The 22,983-nt window shown below is 31.6% G+C and carries 24 protein-coding genes and 1 riboswitch; of the genes, 17 read left to right on the plus strand and 7 right to left on the minus strand.

The window, feature by feature from the left end; translation table 11 throughout:
* The first annotated feature begins 6 nt into the window (after nucleotides 1–6).
* Both N5D90_RS04200 and N5D90_RS04205 read left to right on the plus strand, forming a co-directional pair.
* Nucleotides 7–1,416: a radical SAM protein gene (locus N5D90_RS04200; RefSeq protein WP_038332229.1), complete on the plus strand. Its 1,410-nt coding sequence runs from the start codon at nucleotides 7–9 to the stop codon at nucleotides 1,414–1,416.
* A 2-nt stretch (nucleotides 1,417–1,418) separates the two neighbouring features.
* Nucleotides 1,419–2,042: an SGNH/GDSL hydrolase family protein gene (locus tag N5D90_RS04205; protein ID WP_280061671.1), complete on the plus strand. Its 624-nt coding sequence runs from the start codon at nucleotides 1,419–1,421 to the stop codon at nucleotides 2,040–2,042.
* A gap of 2 nt (nucleotides 2,043–2,044) precedes the next feature.
* On the opposite strand, the gene N5D90_RS04210 is transcribed toward N5D90_RS04205, so the two are convergent.
* Entirely contained in the window at nucleotides 2,045–2,248 is a 204-nt protein-coding gene (locus N5D90_RS04210) for a hypothetical protein (protein ID WP_280061672.1), read from the minus strand.
* Between the two features lie 148 nt (nucleotides 2,249–2,396).
* Nucleotides 2,397–2,524, plus strand: a riboswitch (FMN riboswitch).
* Nucleotides 2,525–2,656: 132 nt separating this feature from the next.
* Here N5D90_RS04210 and ribB point away from each other — a divergent pair.
* From ribB to N5D90_RS04230, 4 genes are all read left to right on the plus strand, one after another.
* Nucleotides 2,657–3,319 (plus strand): 3,4-dihydroxy-2-butanone-4-phosphate synthase, encoded by a 663-nt coding sequence (gene ribB, locus N5D90_RS04215; protein WP_280061673.1) that lies wholly within the window; start codon nucleotides 2,657–2,659, stop codon nucleotides 3,317–3,319.
* A gap of 151 nt (nucleotides 3,320–3,470) precedes the next feature.
* Nucleotides 3,471–4,724, plus strand: coding sequence for an MFS transporter (locus N5D90_RS04220; RefSeq protein ID WP_280061674.1), 1,254 nt, complete (start codon nucleotides 3,471–3,473; stop codon nucleotides 4,722–4,724).
* A 92-nt stretch (nucleotides 4,725–4,816) separates the two neighbouring features.
* Complete coding sequence (locus tag N5D90_RS04225) at nucleotides 4,817–5,497, plus strand: hypothetical protein (RefSeq protein ID WP_280061675.1); 681 nt, start codon at nucleotides 4,817–4,819, stop codon at nucleotides 5,495–5,497.
* 77 nt (nucleotides 5,498–5,574) lie between these two features.
* On the plus strand, nucleotides 5,575–6,255 hold the full coding sequence (locus N5D90_RS04230; RefSeq protein WP_280061676.1) for a hypothetical protein: 681 nt from the start codon (nucleotides 5,575–5,577) through the stop codon (nucleotides 6,253–6,255).
* Here N5D90_RS04230 and N5D90_RS04235 read toward each other — a convergent pair.
* The gene (locus N5D90_RS04235) at nucleotides 6,252–7,097 is read right to left on the minus strand and encodes a glycoside hydrolase family 25 protein (protein WP_280061677.1); all 846 of its coding nucleotides are present in this window, start codon (nucleotides 7,095–7,097) and stop codon (nucleotides 6,252–6,254) included. The two genes, N5D90_RS04230 and N5D90_RS04235, sit on opposite strands and share 4 nt — an antisense overlap.
* A gap of 88 nt (nucleotides 7,098–7,185) precedes the next feature.
* Here N5D90_RS04235 and menA point away from each other — a divergent pair, with 88 nt between their 5' ends.
* Together menA and N5D90_RS04245 are read left to right on the plus strand one after the other, a co-directional pair.
* Nucleotides 7,186–8,112 carry a 1,4-dihydroxy-2-naphthoate octaprenyltransferase gene (gene menA, locus N5D90_RS04240; protein WP_280061678.1) on the plus strand — a complete coding sequence of 309 codons (927 nt, stop codon included), beginning with the start codon at nucleotides 7,186–7,188 and terminating at the stop codon, nucleotides 8,110–8,112.
* A 17-nt stretch (nucleotides 8,113–8,129) separates the two neighbouring features.
* Complete coding sequence (locus tag N5D90_RS04245; RefSeq protein ID WP_280061679.1) at nucleotides 8,130–8,810, plus strand: metal-dependent hydrolase; 681 nt, start codon at nucleotides 8,130–8,132, stop codon at nucleotides 8,808–8,810.
* 50 nt (nucleotides 8,811–8,860) lie between these two features.
* On the opposite strand, the gene N5D90_RS04250 is transcribed toward N5D90_RS04245, so the two are convergent.
* The gene (locus N5D90_RS04250) at nucleotides 8,861–9,835 is read right to left on the minus strand and encodes a tetratricopeptide repeat protein (RefSeq protein ID WP_280049774.1); all 975 of its coding nucleotides are present in this window, start codon (nucleotides 9,833–9,835) and stop codon (nucleotides 8,861–8,863) included.
* A 132-nt stretch (nucleotides 9,836–9,967) separates the two neighbouring features.
* Between N5D90_RS04250 and N5D90_RS04255 the strand changes: the two genes are divergently transcribed.
* The 3 genes from N5D90_RS04255 to N5D90_RS04265 all read left to right on the plus strand — a co-directional run bounded on the left by N5D90_RS04255 (nucleotide 9,968) and on the right by N5D90_RS04265 (nucleotide 13,394).
* Nucleotides 9,968–11,599 carry an ABC-F family ATP-binding cassette domain-containing protein gene (locus tag N5D90_RS04255; RefSeq protein WP_280061680.1) on the plus strand — a complete coding sequence of 544 codons (1,632 nt, stop codon included), beginning with the start codon at nucleotides 9,968–9,970 and terminating at the stop codon, nucleotides 11,597–11,599.
* A gap of 137 nt (nucleotides 11,600–11,736) precedes the next feature.
* Nucleotides 11,737–12,504: an AraC family transcriptional regulator gene (locus tag N5D90_RS04260; protein WP_160279576.1), complete on the plus strand. Its 768-nt coding sequence runs from the start codon at nucleotides 11,737–11,739 to the stop codon at nucleotides 12,502–12,504.
* Nucleotides 12,505–12,629: 125 nt separating this feature from the next.
* Nucleotides 12,630–13,394, plus strand: a complete 765-nt coding sequence (locus N5D90_RS04265) for a hypothetical protein (RefSeq protein ID WP_280061681.1) — start codon at nucleotides 12,630–12,632, stop codon at nucleotides 13,392–13,394.
* Nucleotides 13,395–13,428: 34 nt separating this feature from the next.
* Here the strand turns inward: N5D90_RS04265 and N5D90_RS04270 are convergent, their stop codons facing one another.
* Nucleotides 13,429–14,013 carry an alkylphosphonate utilization protein gene (locus N5D90_RS04270; RefSeq protein WP_280061682.1) on the minus strand — a complete coding sequence of 195 codons (585 nt, stop codon included), beginning with the start codon at nucleotides 14,011–14,013 and terminating at the stop codon, nucleotides 13,429–13,431.
* Nucleotides 14,014–14,124: 111 nt separating this feature from the next.
* On the opposite strand from N5D90_RS04270, the gene N5D90_RS04275 reads away from it, so the two are divergent.
* Nucleotides 14,125–14,976 carry an ATP cone domain-containing protein gene (locus tag N5D90_RS04275; RefSeq protein ID WP_280061683.1) on the plus strand — a complete coding sequence of 284 codons (852 nt, stop codon included), beginning with the start codon at nucleotides 14,125–14,127 and terminating at the stop codon, nucleotides 14,974–14,976.
* Nucleotides 14,977–15,017: 41 nt separating this feature from the next.
* On the opposite strand, the gene N5D90_RS04280 is transcribed toward N5D90_RS04275, so the two are convergent.
* On the minus strand, nucleotides 15,018–15,485 hold the full coding sequence (locus N5D90_RS04280) for a DUF4268 domain-containing protein (RefSeq protein ID WP_280061684.1): 468 nt from the start codon (nucleotides 15,483–15,485) through the stop codon (nucleotides 15,018–15,020).
* A 117-nt stretch (nucleotides 15,486–15,602) separates the two neighbouring features.
* Between N5D90_RS04280 and N5D90_RS04285 the strand changes: the two genes are divergently transcribed.
* The 3 genes from N5D90_RS04285 (at nucleotide 15,603) to N5D90_RS04295 (ending at nucleotide 17,519) form a co-directional block, all read left to right on the plus strand.
* A complete protein-coding gene (locus tag N5D90_RS04285) occupies nucleotides 15,603–16,088 on the plus strand; it encodes a TlpA disulfide reductase family protein (protein WP_280061685.1) in 486 nt (161 codons plus the stop codon).
* 74 nt (nucleotides 16,089–16,162) lie between these two features.
* Nucleotides 16,163–16,618 (plus strand): hypothetical protein, encoded by a 456-nt coding sequence (locus N5D90_RS04290; RefSeq protein WP_038332187.1) that lies wholly within the window; start codon nucleotides 16,163–16,165, stop codon nucleotides 16,616–16,618.
* 1 nt (nucleotide 16,619) lies between these two features.
* Nucleotides 16,620–17,519, plus strand: a complete 900-nt coding sequence (locus N5D90_RS04295) for an MBL fold metallo-hydrolase (protein ID WP_114999717.1) — start codon at nucleotides 16,620–16,622, stop codon at nucleotides 17,517–17,519.
* 32 nt (nucleotides 17,520–17,551) lie between these two features.
* Here the strand turns inward: N5D90_RS04295 and N5D90_RS04300 are convergent, their stop codons facing one another.
* Both N5D90_RS04300 and N5D90_RS04305 read right to left on the minus strand, forming a co-directional pair.
* Complete coding sequence (locus N5D90_RS04300; protein ID WP_181816286.1) at nucleotides 17,552–18,319, minus strand: GH12 family glycosyl hydrolase domain-containing protein; 768 nt, start codon at nucleotides 18,317–18,319, stop codon at nucleotides 17,552–17,554.
* A gap of 61 nt (nucleotides 18,320–18,380) precedes the next feature.
* On the minus strand, nucleotides 18,381–19,322 hold the full coding sequence (locus N5D90_RS04305) for a nitronate monooxygenase family protein (protein WP_114999721.1): 942 nt from the start codon (nucleotides 19,320–19,322) through the stop codon (nucleotides 18,381–18,383).
* A gap of 170 nt (nucleotides 19,323–19,492) precedes the next feature.
* Here N5D90_RS04305 and N5D90_RS04310 point away from each other — a divergent pair, with 170 nt between their 5' ends.
* Both N5D90_RS04310 and secA read left to right on the plus strand, forming a co-directional pair.
* Entirely contained in the window at nucleotides 19,493–19,714 is a 222-nt protein-coding gene (locus N5D90_RS04310) for a DUF2795 domain-containing protein (RefSeq protein WP_019976296.1), read from the plus strand.
* 128 nt (nucleotides 19,715–19,842) lie between these two features.
* On the plus strand, nucleotides 19,843–22,965 hold the full coding sequence (secA, locus tag N5D90_RS04315) for a preprotein translocase subunit SecA (RefSeq protein ID WP_280061686.1): 3,123 nt from the start codon (nucleotides 19,843–19,845) through the stop codon (nucleotides 22,963–22,965).
* The last annotated feature ends 18 nt before the right edge of the window (nucleotides 22,966–22,983 follow it).

Raw genomic sequence — 22,983 nt, forward strand, 5'->3', positions numbered from 1 at the left:
CATACTATGCCAGTTAGAAATTACACCTATTACGATTATACAATAAGTCTTTGCCCAGAATGTTTGAAACGAGTTGGTGCAAAAATTATTATTGAAGACGAAAATGTTTTTATGACAAAACGTTGTCCAGATCATGGTTTCTTCAAAACTAAAATTGCAACAGATGTCGATTATTACAAAAACATCAGAAATTATAACAAAGCTTCTGAAATGCCTTTGCATTTTGGGACGGATGTAGAATATGGTTGCCCGTACGATTGCGGTTTGTGTGTAGATCACGAGCAACATTCGTGTTTATCAATTGTTGAGGTGACGGATCGATGCAATTTGACATGTCCAACTTGTTATGCTATGTCATCGCCTCATTATGGTTCTCATCGTAGCTTGGAGCAGATTGAAGCGATGTTCGATACAATTGTAAAAAATGAAGGCGAGCCAGATGTGGTGCAAATTAGTGGCGGTGAGCCGACGATTCATCCGCAGTTTTTTGAGATTATGGAAATTGCCAAATCAAAACCGATTAAACATTTGATGTTGAATACAAACGGAATTAGAATTGCAAATGATCCTGGTTTTGCCGAAAAATTAGCAACTTATGCGCCCGAATTTGAAGTTTATTTACAATTTGATTCGTTCAAAAAAGAAGTTTTAGAAGATTTTCGAGGAAAAGATTTGACAGATGTTCGAATGAAAGCTTTAGAAAAATTGAATGAATTAAATCTTTCTACAACTTTGGTTGTTGTGTTGCAAAAAGATAAAAATATTGATGAAATTGGGAAGATTATTGATTTTGCGCTCAAACAAAAATGTGTACGTGGCGTGACGTTTCAACCTGTTGAAATTGCGGGAAGAAATAGAGATGATTCGGCTCACGAAAAAATTACATTGACAGAAGTTCGTCAAGAAATTATTGATCAATATCCACTTTTTAATTCAGATGATATTATTCCAGTTCCGTGTAATCCAGATGCTTTGGCAATGGGTTATATGCTGAAATTAAATGATGAAGTAATTCCGCTTACACGTTATATTAATCCTGCGGATTTGTTGAATAACGAATCGAAAAATACAATTGTATACGAACAAGATGAACAATTGAAAGTACAATTATTAGACATTTTTAGTACAGGAATTTCGGTTGATAAAGTACAACCAAAAGTGAATCAATTACTTTGTTGTTTACCAGAAGTTTGTGCGCCCGAATTGGATTTAGATTACGATAATTTGTTCCGAATAATCATTATGAATTTTATGGATGCACATGATTTTGATGTTCGCGCTGTCAAAAAATCTTGCGTACATATCGTCAACAAAGATTTGAAATTAATTCCATTCGAAACAATGAATTTATTTTATCGCGACGAAAAAGCTGCTTATTTAGAAGAGTTGAGAAAAGAGGATAAAGTATTGTTTTAGTGATGATGACAAACTGCTTATTTTTTGGTGATAGTATTACCTACGGCGAATATGACGGAATTTTGGGAGGTTATGTAGAAATTTTGAAACGTTATTGTCATGCAGAATTTTATAACAACAACGCAAATGAAGTCAATTGTTTTAATCTCGGAATAGGAGGTGAGACAACAGAAGGTTTGATGAATCGATTTGAAGTTGAGACAAAAGCGCGCCTTTCTCCTGACGAAAATCTAATTTTCTTTTTTTATGGCGCAAATGATTTAGCTGAAAAAAATGATGTAGAATTGGTTTCACTCGCTAATTTTGAATCTAATCTTTTTGAAATAATTTCTCAAGCAAAAGAATTTACACCTAACATTTATGTCATAAGTATTTTACCAATTTCTAAAACGGTTGATGGAATAAAAGTACCTGAACGTAAATTCCGTACAACTCAAAAAATTGAATTATTCAATCAAAAAATAAAAGATTTAGCGCTTCAAAATCAAATAGAATTTATTGATATTTTCTCTCGTTTCAATTCAACTAAAGAAGAATTTCTCTCAAAAGATGGTATTCATCCAAATGAAAAAGGATATCAATTTATCGCAAATCAAATCAAACCGATTGTTGAGAAATATTTGTAAATCTATTTTTGTTGAATCTGACTTCTATAATATGGAATCAAATAATCTTTAAAAAATAGAAATGAAATCGACCCAAATAAACACGTAGTTGGTGCGTTTTGGCTTGTTCCAGTTGGTGAGATATAAGAAATTAATAATCCAACTAAATATCCGCATAAAGTGTAATAACTGAATTTTAGAATTGCATTTAATACTTTGTTTTTCATTCAATTAGTGTTTTAATAAAGATATGGTTTTAATTGATAGTAAACAAAATAATCTTTATTCATTATAAATAACTCATTTTGGTTTTGTAACTTTGTTCGCAAAAGTTTATGGTAATTTTTCAAATAAAAAATTAGTATTAACAAACGAAATTTTCTTCGGGGCAAGGCGAAATTCCTTACCGGCGGTTATAGTCCGCGACTCCTTTAACTTTGTTATGGGACTGATTTGGTGAAACTCCAAAACCGACAGTATAGTCTGGATGAGAGAAGAAAATTGAACACAATTAAAAGTTTTGAGTTATTGGTTTTAAGTTCTGAGTAAAAAACTCATGACTCACAACTTTGAACTTATTACTTAACAATGTGTTTCGCCCTGAAGTGATGTTTCATGATAAAAACAAAAATCAAATGAAAACAATCACACAATTTGGCTCAACAGCCAACGAAAGAATTGCAAATGCAATTAAAGATCTACAAAACGGAAAAGGAATTTTATTAATTGATGATGAAAACCGCGAAAACGAAGGTGATATCATTTTTCCTGCTTCCACCATTACAGCACCAGATATGGCTTTGATGATTCGCGAGTGTAGCGGAATTGTTTGTCTGTGTATTTCACAAGAAAAAGCCAATGAATTGGAGTTAAATCCGATGGTTGAGAACAACAATTCACGCTTTCATACAGCATTTACAGTTACAATCGAAGCAAAAGAAGGTGTAACAACTGGTGTTTCTGCTGCAGATCGTGTACAAACGATAAAAACGGCAATTCATCCTCAAGCAAAACCGACTGATCTTAATCGTCCTGGACATGTTTTTCCTTTAATTGCTCGTCCAAAAGGCGTTATGGAGCGACGTGGACATACAGAAGGAAGTATCGATATTGTAAAATTGGCAGGTTTGGGAAATGAAGCAGTTTTGTGCGAATTGACAAATGTTGATGGTACAATGGCGAAAGTTCCGCAAATTATAGATTTTGCAGAAAAACATGAAATGACAGTTTTGACAATTGAGGATATTTATGAATATCGTCTTCAATTAGAGGAGAAAAAACATTTAGAATTCGCTTAAATTAAACAATAAAATACATCATAAACTTTCAAAAATCTTCGGTAGAAATACGCGAAGATTTTTTTTGATTTTATACAAATTTATTAACTCAAATCAAGTGGGTTTTGAATAAAATCAATGTACATTTAAAAACTTAAAATTCAAATTCAAAATGACATCAGAGGAGAAAATTCCATCCGTTTGGAAAAATAAAGAATTTATTCCATTCATATTTTTAAGGTTTTCCTTAATCTTTGCTTTATTCATTCAGAGCACATCTGTTGCGTACGAAATTTTTAAAGTCACTCAGAAAGAAATTTTTCTTGGATTAATTGGTTTAGCCGAGTTTTTACCAATTCTTTTAACTGCTTTTTACGCTGGACAATTGGTTGATAAATTGGATAAACGAATGATTTTGGTTCGAAGTATTGGTTGTTTTATGACCGCTTCTTTTGTATTGATGATTGTTAATTTTCCATCAGTTCGTCAAGCAATCGGAATTCCTGTTTATTTGGGAATTTGTTATTTTGCTTTTTTCATTTTAGGATTGACAAGATCTTTTAGTGGACCAGCTTTATTTGCACTTTTAGCCTTAGTTGTCCGCAAAGAAAATTACACAAAAGCAATTCCAGTTTCTTCGTCTGCATTTATGATTGGATCTGTTTTAGGACCTTTGGCAGGAGGAGTTATTTTAGCAAAATTTGGTATTGAAGCCGCTTTGATAACTGCTTTTACAATTATGTGTATTTCGATGGTGATGATATTGTTGATCTCTAAAAAACCAGCAGAAATATCTGAATCTGAATCGACAGAATCGCCAATGACACGTATCAAAGAAGGCTTGAGATTTATTTGGGAAACGCCAATTATTTTAGCCGTTTTGAGTTTGGATATGTTCGCAGTTTTCTTTGGTGGAGCAGAATCGTTGCTGCCAGCTTTCGTAGAAAAAGTATTGAATCAAGGTTCTGAAGCTTTTGGTTTATTACGTTCAGCACACGGAATTGGATCTATTATCATGATGTTTTTCTTGTCGATGATTCCAAGTTTATTGAAAGGAAATGTTGGACCAAAATTATTGGGAGCAGTCGCAATGTTTGGAGTTTGTATTATCTCTTTCGGATTTAGTCAAAATCTGTATTTATGTTTTGTGATTTTGATGTTTGGAGGAGCTTTTGATGCAATTTCGATGGTAATTCGTCAAAGTATTTTACAAATCAAAACGCCCGAAAATTTGAAAGGTCGTGTTTCATCTGTTAATTCAATATTTGTGAGTTCTTCTAACGAATTAGGAGCTTTAGAAAGTGGAATTGCTGCAACATTTTTAGGATTAGTTCCTGGAATTATTTTTGGAGGAACAATGACAATTTTAACTGTAATTTTTATCGCTTTTTTCATCAAACCAATTAGAAAAGTAACCTTAGAATAAAATATTAAGATTGAAAGAAATAAAGGTTTTAAAATAAAGGAAAGCGAATCAAACGATTCGTTTTTTTGTTATCTTTAAGAAAATAATTATCAATGAAATCTATTGTTTACTTTTTACTTTTAGGATTTGTTTTGTTGAGTTGTAAGCGAGAATTATCGCAAGATGAACGCGATAAATTGTATCAAGATTCTATTCATCAAAAGATTTTAGCAATGGGAATGAATGCAGATTCTTCGTTTTCTTATAGAAAGTATAACAAAGCTTTAAATGATTATTATAGTAAAGATTCTTTAATACCAGAACCTCCTTTTGATTTTGCCGAAGATCAATTTATATTTTATAATGATACTTTAATCTACTATTATAATAATGAGTTTCCTTATGATGATTTTTGTGGAACTCCTTCTTTTCAAGCTGAACGGAATAAAGAAATTTATGAAGAATTTAAAGTTAAAAAGAAGGATCTAATTCTAATAAAATCAGATACAATAATTGATTTTATTAAAAGAATAGAACAGAAAACTGAAAAAGATAAAAGAATTTCAAAATCTATTATTATAGGAATAAATAAAGATTCAATTAAAAGCAAAGAGCTTCAAAAATTAAGAAAATATTTGATCAATACTGATTTTAGATATGTTTTTCGTCCACTTTCAACGCGCGAACGTTTGGTAGCCAATGAGAAGTTTAAAAATACTTCCGAAGATTTTTCTAAAATAAATTGGGATAGTGCTTATCACGAAGATTATAAGAAATTTTATCCAGAGAACTAAAAGTTTAATTATTATAAAATAAAGAAAAGCGAATCAAGCGATTCGCCTTTTTGTTATCTTTAAGAAAATAATTATCAATGAAATCTATTGTTTACTTTTTACTTTTAGGATTTGGTTTGTTGAGTTGTAAGCGAGAATTATCGCAAGATGAACGCGATAAATTGCGTCAAGATTCGATTGATCAAAAGATTTTGTCAATGGGAATGAATGCAGATTCTTCGTTTTCTTATAGAAAGTACGAGAAAGATTTAGAAAAAAAATTTGAAGAGGATTCTGTAAAACCTGAGTTGATCTTTATCTCTTTTTCTGATTATCAATTTATTTTTTACAACGATTCAGTTACATATTTTTATTATAATAAGTTTCCTTACGATAAAATCTGTGGAACTGAAGCGTTACAGAATTCTAATGATAAAAAAATAACGGAGTTATTTAAAGTGACTAAGAAAGATTTGGTAAAATTAAATGATAAATCAATATTAGATTTGGTAAAGAATTTAGAAAATGATATTGTAAAATCTGATAAAAGAGTAACAATTGTTTTAGGCGTAAATAAAGATTCAATTAAAAATAAAGAACTTCAAAAATTAAGAGAATATTTAGTTAACACAGATTTCGGATATCAATATCGTCCAATTTCAACTCGCGAACGTTTGGTAGCCGATGCGAAATTCAATAATACTTCCGAAGATTTTTCTAAAATAAATTGGGATAGTGCTTATCATGTAGATTTTAAGAAATTTTATCCAAAGAATTAAAGCGTCAATCCTTCCAAATCATCAATGGTTCCGTTGTAGATATTCACATCAACTTTATAACGTTTTACGCCATCTATGGTTGCTTTTTCGGTAAATTGCCAAAAATCCCAATGACCTTTCATTTCTTGCACCCAAAAATTGTAATTGGCAATCCAAATAATGTAACCATCAAAATGGTTTTGTAAATAATCTTCGAAATATTTGTCTGACGTATAAATAATCGGTTTGATATCGTAATGCTCCTCAACAATTTTACACCAATTCTTGATTCCTTCTACCAAACGATCCATAGATTGCGTTTTTGGTAAAGTTTCAATATCCAAAACTGGAGGCAAATCACCATTTTCTAATTTTACTTTTGTGATAAAATTTTGTGCTTGTAAAGTCGAATTTTCGTCTGGACGATAAAAATGATAAGCACCACGTAAAATATTATTTTCTTTTGCACCTTCCCAATTATCCTCAAAAGTCTCATCAATAGACGAAGTTCCCATTGTAGAACGGATAAAAGCAAAATTTATCGGATACAAATTGTAAATCGTATGCATTTTCGTCCAATCAATTTTTCCTTGATAATGCGAAACATCAACACCAAAAGTTTTGAGATAATATTTATCCATCACCTCAATATTTCGGATATCAAATTTTGTGACTTTATCATCAACCAATTTTTCGCCTTTCAACGATTTTTCTACAACCGAAAAATAGTAATGAATACCATGGCGATAACGATACGCAAAATAAACAACGCACAAAATCAGCAAACTAATTACATAAGTCGAAAGTTTGATTTTTTTTAATGTATTAAAAATAGATTGTTGTGTTTTCTTTTTACGAGGCATTTTAGTAGTTGAAATAGATAAATTCTATGCAATATTACTTCAATTTTCGATGATAAAAAAAGTAAAATCTTCATTATCTTTGTTCAGTATGAAAAAATGGATATTAGCCGCAAGGCTTCGCACATTACCACTTTCTTTGAGTGGATTATTATTGGCTGGATTTATTGCAAAATCAGAAGGAATCTTTCGAAATGATATATTTTTCTTATCACTTTTAACAACTTTGGCTTTCCAAATTTTATCAAATTTCGCGAACGATTATGGCGATGCGGTAAAAGGAACAGACGCAAATAGAGTAGGAGAACAGCGTGCTGTTGCATCTGGACTGATTACACAAAACCAAATGAAAGTTGCCATCGGAATTATGGTTGCGATTTCTTTAGCTTGCGTTGTAGCATTGTTGTATGTATCTTTTTATCCAAATGATATGAAATACATTTACATTTTTCTTGGTTTGGGTGTTGCGTCTATTTTTGCAGCAATGGCTTATACAATGGGTAAAAAACCATACGGATATATTGGTTTAGGAGATATTTTTGTGTTCTTATTCTTTGGAATTTTAGCAGTTGCAGGTGGAGAATTTTTATATTCTAAAGTTTTTCAATGGCAAATTTTATTACCTGCAGCTTCGATGGGATGTTGGAGTGTAGCAGTGTTAAATTTGAACAATATGCGAGATGTGAAAAATGATGTCAAAAACAATAAAATTACGGTTGCATCAAAATTAGGTTTTCAAAAAAGTAAATATTATCAAATAGCTTTAATGACGATTCCGTTCGCATTAAGCGCATTATATGTAACGATGTCACCACTTAAACAAGGTAAATTATCTGGTTTTGTATTTTTAATTTTAATCTTTTTTGCAAACGCCATTCGTCGTCAAATTTTTGCAGTAAAAGATCCAAAAGATTTCGATCCATTCTTGAAACAAGTAGCAATGTTAGCTCTATTTTTCGCTGTATTGTTGGGATATAGCTTAATCGGTTTCGATTTTATTGATACTTTAATTCGTTAATCACAAAAAAATATATAATGAAAATTCAATACTTAGGACATGCCTCGCTTGCGATTGAAGCAAACGGCAAACACATTGTTGTTGATCCATTTATTACACCAAATGAATTAGCAAAAAATATCGATTTTGAAACTTTAAAAGCAGATTATATTGTCATTACTCATGCGCATCAAGATCATGTGTATGATGTGGAAGAATTGGCAAAACGTACAGGAGCTTTGATTATTTCGAATGCAGAAATTGCTTCTTATTATTCGGAAAGAGGTTTGAAAGCACACGGAATGAATACGGGCGGTAAATTTAGTTTTGATTTTGGTTCGATTCAATCGACGATTGCATTTCATTCGAGTTCATTTGCTGATGGAACGTATGGAGGAGATCCGAATGGTTACATTATCGAAAGCGAAGGAAAACGTGTTTACATCGCTGGAGATACAGCTTTAACCTATGAAATGAAGTTGATCCCAGATACAATTGGACAACTTGATTTAGCAATTTTACCAATCGGAGATAACTTTACGATGGGTGCAAAAAGTGCTTCTATTGCGGCAGAATATGTACAAGCAACTAAGGTTTTGGGTTATCATTACGATACATTTCCGCCAATTAAAATTGATAAAGCAGAAGCAAAATCTATTTTCTTTTCGCGCCATATTCAATTGATTTTATTAGAAATTGGTGAAGATTTAACAGTTTAATAAATTCTTTCCAACATATAAAAGCTCGAGATTATCTCGAGCTTTTTTTATTATTCTCCAATGTGAATATTATTTTTTTTCAAAATTTCCATAAATTTTTCTTCTTGATTATTCTTTTTCATCGCTTGATATGCAACCGAAATTACCGTTTCTGCATCCGATCTGTATGGCGAATTATTCTCAATGTATTTATTATAAGCTTTGCACATGTAATCTAACCCTTTTTCATATTCTTTAAGATCAACGATATACAAATGACCTAAACCGTAAAAAGTTTCAGGATTGTTTGGATAAATATCTGCAAACTTTTCATAGGCTTCTATTGCCGCAGTATAATTTTTTTGATGTATATAAGCCACTGCAATATTTTGTAATGGCATAGCGCCATAAGGATTGATTTGCAAAGATTTTTGATAAGCTTCTATTGCCTCATCATATCGTTCCAATCTTCTCAAATTTACCCCAAGATTATCCCACGCATAATAAAACTTCGGATCTTCTTTAACCGCATTTGCAAAAAATTCTGCTGCAGATTTCCAATTACTTTCCTTTACAGCTTTCAAACCTTCAGAATAATAATCCAAAGCTTTTCTATTTTCAGAAGGAATTTCATTTTCTAATCCAATTTCACTTGAAGCGATAATATCTCTAAAATTATCGCAATTATCGAATAAATCTGACTCGATTGCTCTGTAATATTTTAGATATTCTCCACTTTTTTCGTTTGTATCAATATTAATTTTGATTTCTTTTTTATCCTTTTTCTTTTTCTCGTTTGTTTCAATTGGAATAGCACTTAATTTATCAATCATCTGAAAAGCCAGCACTTCTTCATCAATACAAGATTTGATTTTGTCATAAAGCTCTTTTCGATTATATAATTGGTTTTGTTCTATTTTATGAAAACATTCGCAACTATTTTTAACAGCATTTGCCTTAAATTTATCAAAATCCGATTTTTTTTCTTGTGCAATAACATTGCTTGCAGAGATTAAACTTATAATTAAAATGTAAAATTTATTCATAATGAGTATTAATGTTTAGATAAATATACAATTTAATCGATTCAGTGGTAAAATAATACGATTCTAAATCCTATTGATAATAATTAATCTTTCTCATTCGATTATCTTTGCCGCAATTATTCGATAAAATTTATGATTACAGTTAATGATATTGCCGTTCAATTCGGTTCTTCAACGTTGTTTAGTGGAGTTAGTTTTGTGATAAACGAAAATGACAAAATTGCCTTAATGGGTAAAAATGGTGCAGGAAAATCTACTTTACTTAAGATTGTTGCAGGAATCAATAAACCTTCTTTGGGAAATATTTCAGCACCAAAAGATGCGGTAATTGCTTATTTGCCACAACATTTGTTGACAGAAGATAATTGTACTGTTCGTGAAGAAACGTCAAAAGCTTTTGCCGAATATTTATCAATGAAAAATGAAATTGATGAATTAAATGAGCAATTAACTGTACGAACTGATTATGAAAGTGATGATTATATGAAGCTAATCGAGCGTGTTTCAGAAGTTAGTGAAAAGTTTTATTCGATAGAAGAAGTGAATTACGAAGCCGAAGTGGAAAAGGTTTTGAAAGGAATGGGATTTGCGCAAGAAGATTTGGATCGATCAACTTCTGAGTTTTCGGGAGGTTGGCGTATGCGAATCGAATTGGCTAAAATTCTTTTACGTAAACCAGATTTAATTTTATTAGATGAGCCAACAAACCACTTGGATATCGAATCAATTCAATGGTTAGAAGATTTCTTGAAAAATCAAGCCAAAGCTGTTATGGTGATTTCGCACGACCGTACATTTGTCGATAATATTACGAATCGTACTATTGAAGTGACAATGGGACGAATTTATGATTACAAAGCCAAATATTCTGACTATTTAGTGTTGCGTCAAGATCGTAGAATTCATCAGCAAAAAGCCTATGATGAGCAACAAAAATTCATTGCTGAAAATAAATTATTTATCGAACGTTTTCGTGGAACTTTCTCTAAAACTGAACAAGTTCAATCGCGCGTTCGAATGTTAGAAAAGTTAGATATTATCGAAGTTGATGAAGTTGATACTTCAGCTTTGAAATTGAAGTTTCCAGCAGCAGCACGTTCTGGACAATATCCTGTTGTAGTCGAAAATTTAGATAAATCATATGGCGATCATATTGTGTTTAAAGATGCGAATATGGTCATCGAGCGAGGACAAAAAGTAGCGTTGGTTGGAAAAAATGGTGAAGGAAAATCAACAATGATTAAAGCAATTATGAATGAAATTGATTTCGATGGAAAATTAGAAATCGGTCATAATGCCCAAATCGGATATTTCGCTCAAAATCAAGCCGCTTTACTAGATGAAGATTTAACTATTTTCGAAACTGTAGACCGAATTGCTGAAGGTGATATCAGAACGCAAATCAAAAGTATTTTAGGCGCATTTATGTTCAAAGGTGATGATATCGATAAGAAAGTAAAAGTGCTTTCTGGTGGAGAAAAAACACGTTTGGCAATGGTAAAATTACTGTTGGAGCCTTATAATGTCTTGATTTTAGATGAGCCAACAAATCACTTGGACATGAAAACAAAAGATATTATAAAAGATGCATTGAAAGAATTTGAAGGAACGGTAATTTTAGTTTCCCACGATCGTGATTTCTTAGATGGGTTGGCAGAAAAAGTTTTCGAATTTGGGAACAAACGTGTCAAAGAACATTTCGAAGATATCAAAGGTTTTCTTGCAACAAAGAAAATGGAAAACTTGAAAGAAATAGAAAAATAAATTCAATTTTAGATATACAAAAAATCCTTTAAATGAGTTTTAAGGATTTTTTTAATGTTTCAAATTACCTTTACATTTAAAGAGATTACGGACTTTCTATTATGAATATTGAATATTACAAGCCGAAAAATAAAATTTTGCAGAAATATGTAGATGGGTATTATTTTATACAAGAGGATAAACAATCTGGAAGTGTAGAATATGAGACATTTCCGAATAATAATATCTTTTATACAATCAATAAAAATACCATTGTGAAAGAGGAAAAAGAGAATATTTTTCTTAGTTCATCTAACGATAATACAATTATTGGTTCTTTGGTTTTGAGTTATTCGAAGCCGATGAGAATTTTTTATACACATTTGTTCGACGAAATCACGATTTGTTTTAAACCATTAGGAATATTTCATTTTGATGTAACTGATTTTAATTCAGAAAGTAAAAAGACATTAATTGATTATAATTTGTTTGAAGATATAACAGAGTTTTCTGCCAAATTATTTGATTTAACGATGAATGAAAAGGCAATTGGATTAGAAAAATATTTGATTTCAAAGTTGATAGAAGTTGATTTATCTTTTATGGAAAATATAATTAGAGATGTTGAAAATGAAATTAAAATCGAAGATATTTCAACTAAATATTCAATTTCAAGGCAATATTTGAATCGAATTTTCAAGAAACATTTAGGGAAATCTCCTTCTGAATATAGAAAAGTATATCGATTCAGAAATTCTTTACTCAATAAAAAAGAAAGTAAAAATTTAACTGAATTGTCATCGAATGATTATTACGATCAATCACATTTTATCAAAGATTTCAAATCAATCACAAAACTAAAACCAAATCAATTTTTTAAGGAAGTTGATTTAGAAAAGGACACACTTTTGAAATTTTTTGATTAGTTTACATTCTTACAATTTTGAATCTTTTTATTAAAATATTTTAGCCAATAAATTATTTTTACATGATCAATAGGAAAAAGATTCACTATTTTACTTATACATTTTGTCGCTATTTTTTAGCAACCATGATTATTTCTTACGCTTTTGCAAAAATTTTTGAAACTCAATTTATATCGCAACCAAGCGTCTATGACAAACCAATAGGAAATCTTTCAGGATTTGAGCTTACGTGGTTTTATTATGGTTATTCATATTGGTATGGTTTAATCATCGCCTCAACCCAAATTATCAGTTCTTTGCTTTTATTTTTTAGGCAAACAACAAGAATTGGAATCATTATTTTCTTAACCTTTATGATTAATATTTTGTTGATGGATTTTGCTTATGATATTGATGGAGCAAAAGGAATGGCAGTCGTTTTAACGATAATGGCGTTATTTGTTTTTCTGTCAGATTATAAGGAATTGATTAAATATTTTATAAAAACTCCTCCTTTGTTTGAAGAAGAAAGAACGACTAAAATCAATAAAATAAGTAAACTGAAATTTATTTATATACCTCTAGTTTTTATTGGATTCTTTGTTTTGATTATAACGTTAAAAGATAAATTTTTAAGCCAAAATCAGTTTTTTGGAGCTTGGGAAAATGTAGAAAATAATGAAAGAATTTATTTTGAATCTGCAAATACATTTCAAAAAGTGAATAATTCTACATTTAAACCAATTAATTCAGGAATGTATGATTTTGAAAAAGATTCAATTTATTTAAAAGGAATACAAGAGGAAAATCAAACTCCTGAAATTATTCTTAAAGGAAAGTTTAATATCCATAATAATGTATTGAAAATAGAGACTGCTAAAGGAGTTGAAATTTATAAAAGAATTAGATAAAAAACAAAAAATCCACTCAACTGAGTGGATTTTTTTATGCTTGTTTCTTCACGAACTTCGTTAAAATAACGATTAATTGTCCGTCAACTTTTCCTTCAATTTGTTCGGTATTATCATGAACTAAACGAATATTTCGTACAGCAGTTCCAATTTTTGCATTGATAGAAGAACCTTTTACATCCAAGTCTTTAATCAATGTTACCGTATCTCCATTCACCAAAATATTTCCGTTGCTATCTTTGTGCAAATCCACACTTCCGTCACCTTCGTGATCGCCAGAAGCTTTTGCCCACTCCATATTTTTGTCATCTAAATACATCATATCCAAAGCATCAGCAGCCCAAGATTCGTTTCTAAAACGATTTAGCATTCGCCAAGAAAGCACTTGTACGGCAGGAACTTCGCTCCACATAGAAGAAAGTAAAAATGATTCCCAAAACGAAGCATCTAATTCCTCTTTCTTTTCAATTTGGTTGATACATTTTTGTGTAATGTAGACATTTCGATCAGGATTGCTACTCGCATCAGGATTTACTTCATAAATAGCCAAATTTTCTGTAACTCCCGTCAATTCGCATTGGTTACCACTTCTTTCTTGTAAAAATGTATCTAATTTCATGTATTGATTTTAAAACTTTTGCAAAGATAACCTTTATTTAGAATTTAAACTTTTGAGGTATTTTAATCAGAATTATTTAAATTCGTTAAGAATAAAATTCAACCTTAAAATATGTTAGTAAAGAAAAACTCGGGCGAGTTAATCCCATATGATCCAAAAGCTTTAAAACGTTCGTTAACGAAATCTGGTGCAAAAAAAGAGGAAGTTGAAGAAGTTTTCGAATTAGTTTCGAAAGATCTTTACGACGGAATTCCGACCAGAGAATTGTATCGTATAGCTTTTGCTCATCTCAAAAATTATAGAAATTCGTATGCGGCGCGTTATAGCTTGAAAAGAGCTTTAAGAGATTTGGGGCCAGAAGGATATTATTTCGAAAAATGGATTGGAAGAGTGATGCAAGCAGCAGGATATCAATCGTTGCATTCGGAAATTGTACAAGGAAATGCAGTGACGCACGAAATAGATGTGGTGGCTTCTAAGGGAGATCAATTGCTTTTCTGCGAATGTAAATTTAGAAATGATGAGGATGCCAAAATTTCGGTGACAACGCCGATGTATTTTTTATCGCGAATGAAAGATGTAGAAAGCCATACGTATCATTTTTTTGGACGAGATATGAAACCAACAAAAGGTTTCTTGGTAACGAATGCGTATTTAACGACGGATAGCATAGATTTTGCAAATTATTATGGAATTGGATTGATTTCTTGGGATTATCCAGAAACAAATAGTATCAAATATTTGGTTGATAATGCAGCTTTATATCCAATTACATGTTTAACGACTTTGACGCCAGAGCAAGAAAAAGTTCTTTTATCGAAAGAATGTATTTTGGTGAAAGATTTACAACAAAATAATAAGTTTTTAGATTCATTAAACTTATCCAAAGAACAACGAAATGAAGTTTTGGAAGAAACGAATGAATTATTAGAAATCGAGAATTTTACCTGCGAAATTGCTTAAACTGAAATAAAAAAGAAGCTCTATATTGAGCTTCTTTTGCTTTATAATTCTTTGAAAATTTCAAAACTATCTTTGTGATCGCACCAAAATTCATCCAAATTAATCATTCGATCTTTTAGGAACGGAATAATCTGCGACCAATCAGTTTCTCTAAAAATACTAATGTTTTCTAAACGCATTTTTATCGTCGAAATCATTTTTCCATCTTCATCATAATCTTCTTTTGTCCAAATCCATTTTTCGCCAAGATAACTTTCCAAAACATTTTCATATTCCTCAAACTGTTCATAAATCATCAGTTGAACGGACGGATCTGGATGCGAAATTTCAATCGAAACCTCTGCAAATTTACGCTCGACATCCGTTCTAAAATAAACACCTTTTACATCCGTTTTGTAATTTATCCAATTAATACGCGTTCCTTCGGCATTCATTTGCAATTTCATATACGTTCCATACGAAATCCAAAAATCCTTTTTTATGCGATAAGCATCTTCTTTTGAAAACAAATTGATTATTTTTTTACAAAAATCGGTTTAATATTCTATTCAACAAAATTTAGAGAAAAATAGCTTGGATTGATTCTTGTTCTATTACATTTGAATAAATATTTTTAAAAAATAAATATGAAACTATTTTCTTTCCTAGGTTTAATGGGAATTTTGGCTTTTTCTACTGTAAATGCACAATCTGTAGAAACGGTAAAATATGAAGCTTTACACGAAAAAATAGCAAATTATAAAGATCAAGTTGTGGTGGTTAATTTTTGGGCAACATGGTGCGCGCCTTGTGTAGAGGAGATTCCAGCGTTTATGGAAATTAATGAAAAATATAAAGACAATCCTAATTTCAAGATGTTGTTGGTTTCGTTAGATCGACCAAAAATTATCGATAAAGTAAAGAAATTTATGCTTGACAATAAGACAAATGCAGAAGTTGTTTTGTTGGATGATACCAAACGAATGAATGAATGGATTCCGTCATTTGATCCGAAATGGGCAGGAAATATTCCTGTAACAATCATTTATAATAAAGGCGAGAAAAAGGTTTTCCATGATCAAGCCATGACAAAATTTGAATTAGAAGATTACATTACCGAATATCTTAATTAAACGATAAAACTCCTGAAAATACTTTTAGGAGTTTTTTATTTTTTGTAAGTTTATACTAACATAAAACTACAAAAATGAATAAAAAACATATTAGAAAAGATGTTATTCAACATTTAATTCAATTGAAACAAAATGAAATTGATGCGTTAAAAGAATCTGAACGAATTTATGCTGAAGGAGCAGATTTAGACGAAGAATCAAGTTTAGAGTTAGATGATTTTGCACAACAAAGTCAGTCGACAGATGCAGCGAGAAGTTTACGAGTTCGTATCAATCAAGCAACTGAAGATTTAGAAAATTTTAAAGCGTTAAAACCTGAATTGGTTGACGAAATTACAGAAGGAAATGTTGTGTTTACAGATAAAGTGAATTTTGTAATTGGTTTATCTTTCAAAGATTTTGAATGGGAAAATAAAAAGTTTGTTGGAATTAGTACACAAGCGCCTATTTTTGATGCTTTAGTTGGAAAACGAGCTGGAGATAAATTAGAATTTAATGGAATCAATTATACCATAGAAGAAATATTATAACATGCCAAAAATACATACAATCGATCTTAATTTTCAGAATGAAAACGAAGCAATCGCATCTTATTTAATCGAAACTGAACAAGGACCAATCTTGGTTGATCCAGGGCCATATTCAACTTTTGAAAATTTGAAAGCGGGAATTGAAGCGTTAGGTTGGCGAGTAATCGATATCGAAAATATCTTAATTACACATATTCATTTTGATCACGCTGGTGCTGCGTGGAAATTTACAGAACATGGCGCAACAATTTTCTTAAATCCGATTGGTTTACCACATCTGAAAAATCCTGAAAAATTGTGGGAATCAGCAAAAATGATTTATGGCGATGATATGGATCGTTTGTGGGGAGAAATGAAACCAATTGACGAAGAATATTTGGTTGGTTTGGCAGATGGACAAAGTGTGGAGTTTGGTGATGCGGTTTTTCAGACTGTTTATACGCCTGGACATGCTGTTCATCACAATGCTTATGTGTTAGATGATGTTATTTTTACAGGTGATGTAGCAGGAGTGAAGATTGAAAACGGACCTGTTGTGCCGCCTTGTCCGCCGCCAGATATTAATATTGAATTGTGGAAAGAATCGATTGCTAAATTGAGAAAAATTAATGCAAAAGGAATTTATCCGACGCATTATGGTTATCACGAAGATTTAGAAAATCATTTTGATCAATTAGAAAAATCGTTGGATGATTGGTCAAATTATATCAAACCAATGTATGATGATCAAATTCCGAACGAAGAAATTGTGCCTGTTTTTGTCGATTATGTCACAAAAAATTATAAAGATTTAGGTTTGACAGAAGATCAAATTCAGGTGTATGAATATGCCAATCCATGCTGGATGTCTGTTAATGGACTAATGCGTTATTGGAAATTAAAAGAACAAGGAAGATTATAAAACGAAAAGCTGTCAAATTTTGACAGCTTTTTTTATTCTATTTTTAATTCATATTGTTCAACCAAAATATTTCCCGTAGAATTTAAAATTTCAGTTCCAAATTCAAACGAAGATAAATAGACGTTTTGTCCAATATAATCTCGTTTATTCATCTCATTTATCAACTCCATCACATTTACTTTTCCCGAAGTTCGTTTTTCTTTTCGCACAAAAGCAATATAATCCCAGCTTGTATTCAAATCTTTTTTAATAATATGACCTCTGTAAATATCATATTGTCCAAATGTGGTTATTACATTTCCTACTTTTTTGCCAAATGGCTTGAATTTATTGTAATCTTCCCAAATCATTACTTCAATTCCGATGGTTTGTAGAGCGACTTTTGGCGAATTGTGTAACCAAAAATCAAAAGCTAAATTATATTTTTTGTCATTAACCTCTAACTTCGTTTTATAGTCAACTTCAAATGTTTTTACCTCATTTATATTCTTGAAATAATTATCAGTTTTGATGTCAGTTAAATTAAACCAAGCACTTTCTCCAAACCAAATTTCAGGATAACCCACCACGCCATATTTCTTGCCAGGCGTTTGCCATTTCCAACCAGCTGCTGTGTCAGTTGCGAAAATTGTTTGCGAATAAACACCTTTTTTTATTTTGTGTTCGCCCCATTTATTATTGTTAATTTCATATTTCTGCCATTTTATGGTCGCTCCATTTTCTGACTTTTCTTGATTAGATTGTTGACTAAAACTAAGAATCGAAAAAGAGAATAATAAAATATTTAAAAGTTGTTTCATCATTTATGCTAATTAAAAAAGGATGCAAAAGCATCCTTGTAAAAATATGAAATTGTGATGATTATAATCGAATTAATTTGTCTTTTGCAACTTGATAATCTACTAATAAGTCGTCAAAAACTTCTGCAACTGTCGGAATAGAATCTATTAATGACGAAACTTGACCAATTTCTAATTCTCCATTCACCAAATCACCTTCAAACATTCCTTTTTTAGAACGTCCTCTACCCAAAAGCTCTTTCAATTCTTCTGCGGTTGTACCTTGTTGATATTTTTCTTGAACTTGAGTATAAAATTCGTTTTTAATTAATCGAACAGGTGCCAATTCTTTCAATGTAAGTTGTGTGTCACCTTCTTGTGCATTTACAATCACATCTTTGAAAGCTTGATTCGCAGACGATTCTTGCGTTGCGGCAAAACGAGAACCAATTTGTACACCATCTGCACCTAAAGCAAATGCTGCCAAAATTTGAGAACCTGTTCCAATTCCTCCAGCAGCAATTAATGGAATATCGATTTGACGTTTTACATTTGGAATAAGACAAAGTGTAGTCGTTTCTTCTCTGCCATTATGTCCGCCAGCTTCAAAACCTTCTGCCACGACAGCATCGACACCTGCATCTTGCGATTTTTGTGCAAATTTGGCACTACTGACAACATGAGCAACAGTTATTCCTTCTTTTTTTAAAGTTTCTGTCCACGTTTTTGGATTTCCAGCAGAAGTAAAAACAACTTTTACATCTTCCTCCACAATAATCTGCATAATTTCTTCAATATTTGGATAAAGCATTGGAACATTAACGCCAAAAGGATGATTTGTAGCAGCTTTACACTTCTTTACATGTTCGCGCAAAACATCAGGATACATGCTTCCAGCACCTATTAAACCTAGTCCTCCAGCATTACTTACAGCTGACGCTAATCGCCAACCACTATTCCAAATCATACCACCTTGAATAATTGGATATTTTATTGCAAATAATTTTGTTATATTCGTGTCCATTTTCGTTATATTTAGGCATAAAATTAAATAAATATAGAGAACGAAAAAATTTAATTTTAACATAAATACTGACAGTTTGACTTTGGCAGATTATTTGATTTGCAAAAAATCAAATTTTAGAAAATAAATTAGAGTTTAATTGTCTCTACTAATAATAAAAAATATAAGCTATGTATTGGACTTTAGAATTAGCATCTTATTTAAGTGATGCACCTTGGCCAGCAACAAAAGATGAATTAATTGATTACGCAATTCGTACTGGTGCACCTTTGGAAGTTGTAGAAAACTTACAATCTATTGAGGATGAGGGAGATTCTTACGAAAGCATTGAAGAAATTTGGGCTGACTATCCAACGGATGACGATTTCCTTTGGAACGAGGACGAATATTAAAAATAAAAAAGCCCAAATTGGGGCTTTTTTCGATTCTATAATCTATAACTAACATAGTTAACGTATATTTGCATCTTAATTAGTCTCAAATATATTGTGGCTAATTTTGACGAAGAACGCAGAAAAATATGAATATTTTAAACAAAATTTTACAAGGTTTCTTAGGTGATAAGAATGCCAAAGATGTAAAAGAATTACGAAAATATGTTGACTTAGCGAATGAAGCTGGTCAAAAGCTTAGTTCATTAACAATTGATGAATTAAGAGAAAAAACAGATGGATTTAAAACTCAATTAGTTGAAGCTACAAAAGATCTTAAAGCTCAAATTGAAGAGTTAAAAAAACAAGTTGAGGAAACAGAAGATTTTGGTGTAAAAGAAGATTTATACGCTAAAATCGACAAAATCAATAAAGAAGCTTACGAAATAGAGGAGAAGATTTTATTAGAAATCTTACCAGAAGCTTTCGCAGTAATGCGAGAAACAGGGAAACGTTTTACTGAAAACGAAATATTAGAAGTGACAGCTTCTGAGTTTGATAAAGTTTTGGTAAATCGTGGACACGATTTCGTTTCTCTTAAAGATGATAACACTGCAATCTGGAAAAACTCTTGGGATGCAGCTGGTCGTCAAGTAACATGGGATATGTCTCATTACGATGTTCAGTTTATTGGTGGTACGGCTTTACACTTAGGTCGTATTGCGGAGATGCAAACAGGGGAAGGTAAAACGTTGGTTGCAACTTTACCAATTTACTTAAATGCATTAACAGGTCGTGGAGTTCACTTAGTAACGGTGAATGATTACTTGGCAAAACGAGATATGGCGTGGATGCGTCCTATTTTCTCTTTCCATGGTTTATCAGTAGATTGTATCGATAATCACCAACCAAACTCTCCAGGACGTCGTGATGCGTATGCATCTGATATTGTTTATGGAACAAATAACGAATTTGGTTTCGATTATTTACGTGACAATATGGCAAACACTCCAGATGCTTTGGTACAACGTGAATTAAATTTTGCGATTGTCGATGAGGTCGATTCAGTTTTAATTGATGATGCTCGTACACCATTGATTATTTCTGGTCCAGTTCCACAAGGAGATCGTCACGAATTTGATGTATTAAGACCAAAAATTGATCGTTTATATCAAATGCAACGTGAGATGTTAGGAAAAACATTAAACGAAGCAAAAACATTATTCAAACAAGGAGATTTAAAAGAAGGTGGTTTCAAATTATACCAAGTTTACCGTGGTTTACCAAAATACAAACCATTAATCAAATTCTTATCTCAAGATGGTATTCGTGCTCAATTACAAAAAACAGAAGCGCATTTTATTCAGGATAATAACCGTGAAATGCCAAAAGTTGATGAGCATTTATACTTTGTAATTGATGAAAAACAAAATCAATCAGATTTAACAGATAAAGGAATCGAGTATTTGTCTAAAGGAATGGAAGATGAGAATTTCTTCATTTTACCAGATGTTTCGACAAATATTGGAGCGATTGAAAATTCAGGAAAAACGAAAGAAGAAATTCTTCAAATGAAAGAAGAATTTTTCCGTGACTTCTCAATCAAATCTGAGCGTATTCATACATTAAGCCAATTGTTAAAAGCATATACATTATTCGAAAAAGATATCGAGTATGTAGTGGTGGAAGGTGAAGTGAAAATCGTTGACGAATCGACAGGTCGTATTATGGATGGTCGTCGTTATTCTGATGGATTGCACCAAGCAATTGAAGCGAAAGAGAATGTAAAAATTGAAGCTGCGACACAAACGTTTGCAACAATTACATTACAAAACTATTTCCGTATGTACAATAAGTTAGGAGGTATGACTGGTACAGCGGAAACTGAGGCAGGTGAGTTCTGGGAAATTTACAAATTAGATGTTGTTTCTATTCCAACAAACCGTCCAATTTTACGTAATGACAAAAATGATATTGTTTTCAAAACAAATCGTGAAAAATATAAAGCAGTAATCGAGGAAATTGTTCGTTTATCTCAAGATGACAAACGTCCAGTTTTAGTTGGTACAACTAATGTTGAGATTTCTGAATTATTATCAAAAGCTTTAAAATTACGTGGAATTAATCACAATGTTTTAAATGCGAAATTACACAAAAGCGAGGCTGACATTGTAACAGAAGCTGGTAAACCAGGAGCTGTAACAATTGCAACGAATATGGCTGGTCGTGGTACCGATATTAAATTAATCCAAGAAGTTAAAGAGTCTGGAGGTTTAGCAATTATTGGTACAGAACGTCACGATTCTCGTCGTGTAGACCGTCAGTTACGTGGTCGTGCTGGTCGTCAAGGAGATCCAGGATCATCTCAATTTTTCGTTTCATTAGAAGATTCATTAATGCGTTTATTCGGTTCAGAAAGAATTGCAAAATTAATGGACCGTATGGGACACAAAGATGGTGATGTGATTGAACATTCTATGATTACAAAATCTATCGAGCGTGCGCAGAAAAAAGTGGAGGAAAACAACTTCGGTATTCGTAAACGTTTGTTAGAGTATGATGATGTAATGAACAAACAACGTGAAGTAATTTACAAACGTCGTCACAATGCATTATTCGGAGATCGCTTGGAAGTTGATATTGCAAACATGATTTATGATGTTGCAGCTTCTGTTGTAAAATCTAACAAAGATTTCGAAGATTTTGGTCAATATGAATTAGATTTAATTAAATTCTTTACAATGGGAACTCCTGTTACAGAAGATGAATTTAGATCTAAATCAATCAAAGATTTAACAAATATTACGTATGACGCTGCTGTAGCAGATTACAAAGCGCGTATGAAATATGTTGCAGAAACAGCTTTCCCAGTAATTTCGAATGTTTTCGAAAATCAAGGACATATGTTCTCTCGTATTCAAGTGCCATTTACAGACGGAATTCGTCAAATGACAGTTGTTTGTGATTTGAAAGAAGCATACGAATCTCAAGGTAAAACTTTAATCAAAGATTTCGAAAAATCAGTTGTATTAAGTTTGATTGATGATAACTGGAAAGAACATTTACGTGATGTTGATGATTTACGTAAAACGTCTCAAAATGCGGTTTATGAGCAAAAAGATCCGTTGGTTGTTTACAAACAAGAATCTTTCCATATTTTCCAAAGAATGTTGGATACAGTGAATAAAGAAATCATTTCGTTCTTATTCAAAGGAGAATTACCAAATACGCAAAAAGAAGAATCTGTAGAGGAAACTGAATCAGTAAACTAAAAAGATTTTTTTATATAA

It is taken from the genome of Empedobacter sp. GD03797 (genome assembly GCF_029842105.1).
Classification (GTDB): domain Bacteria; phylum Bacteroidota; class Bacteroidia; order Flavobacteriales; family Weeksellaceae; genus Empedobacter; species Empedobacter falsenii_C.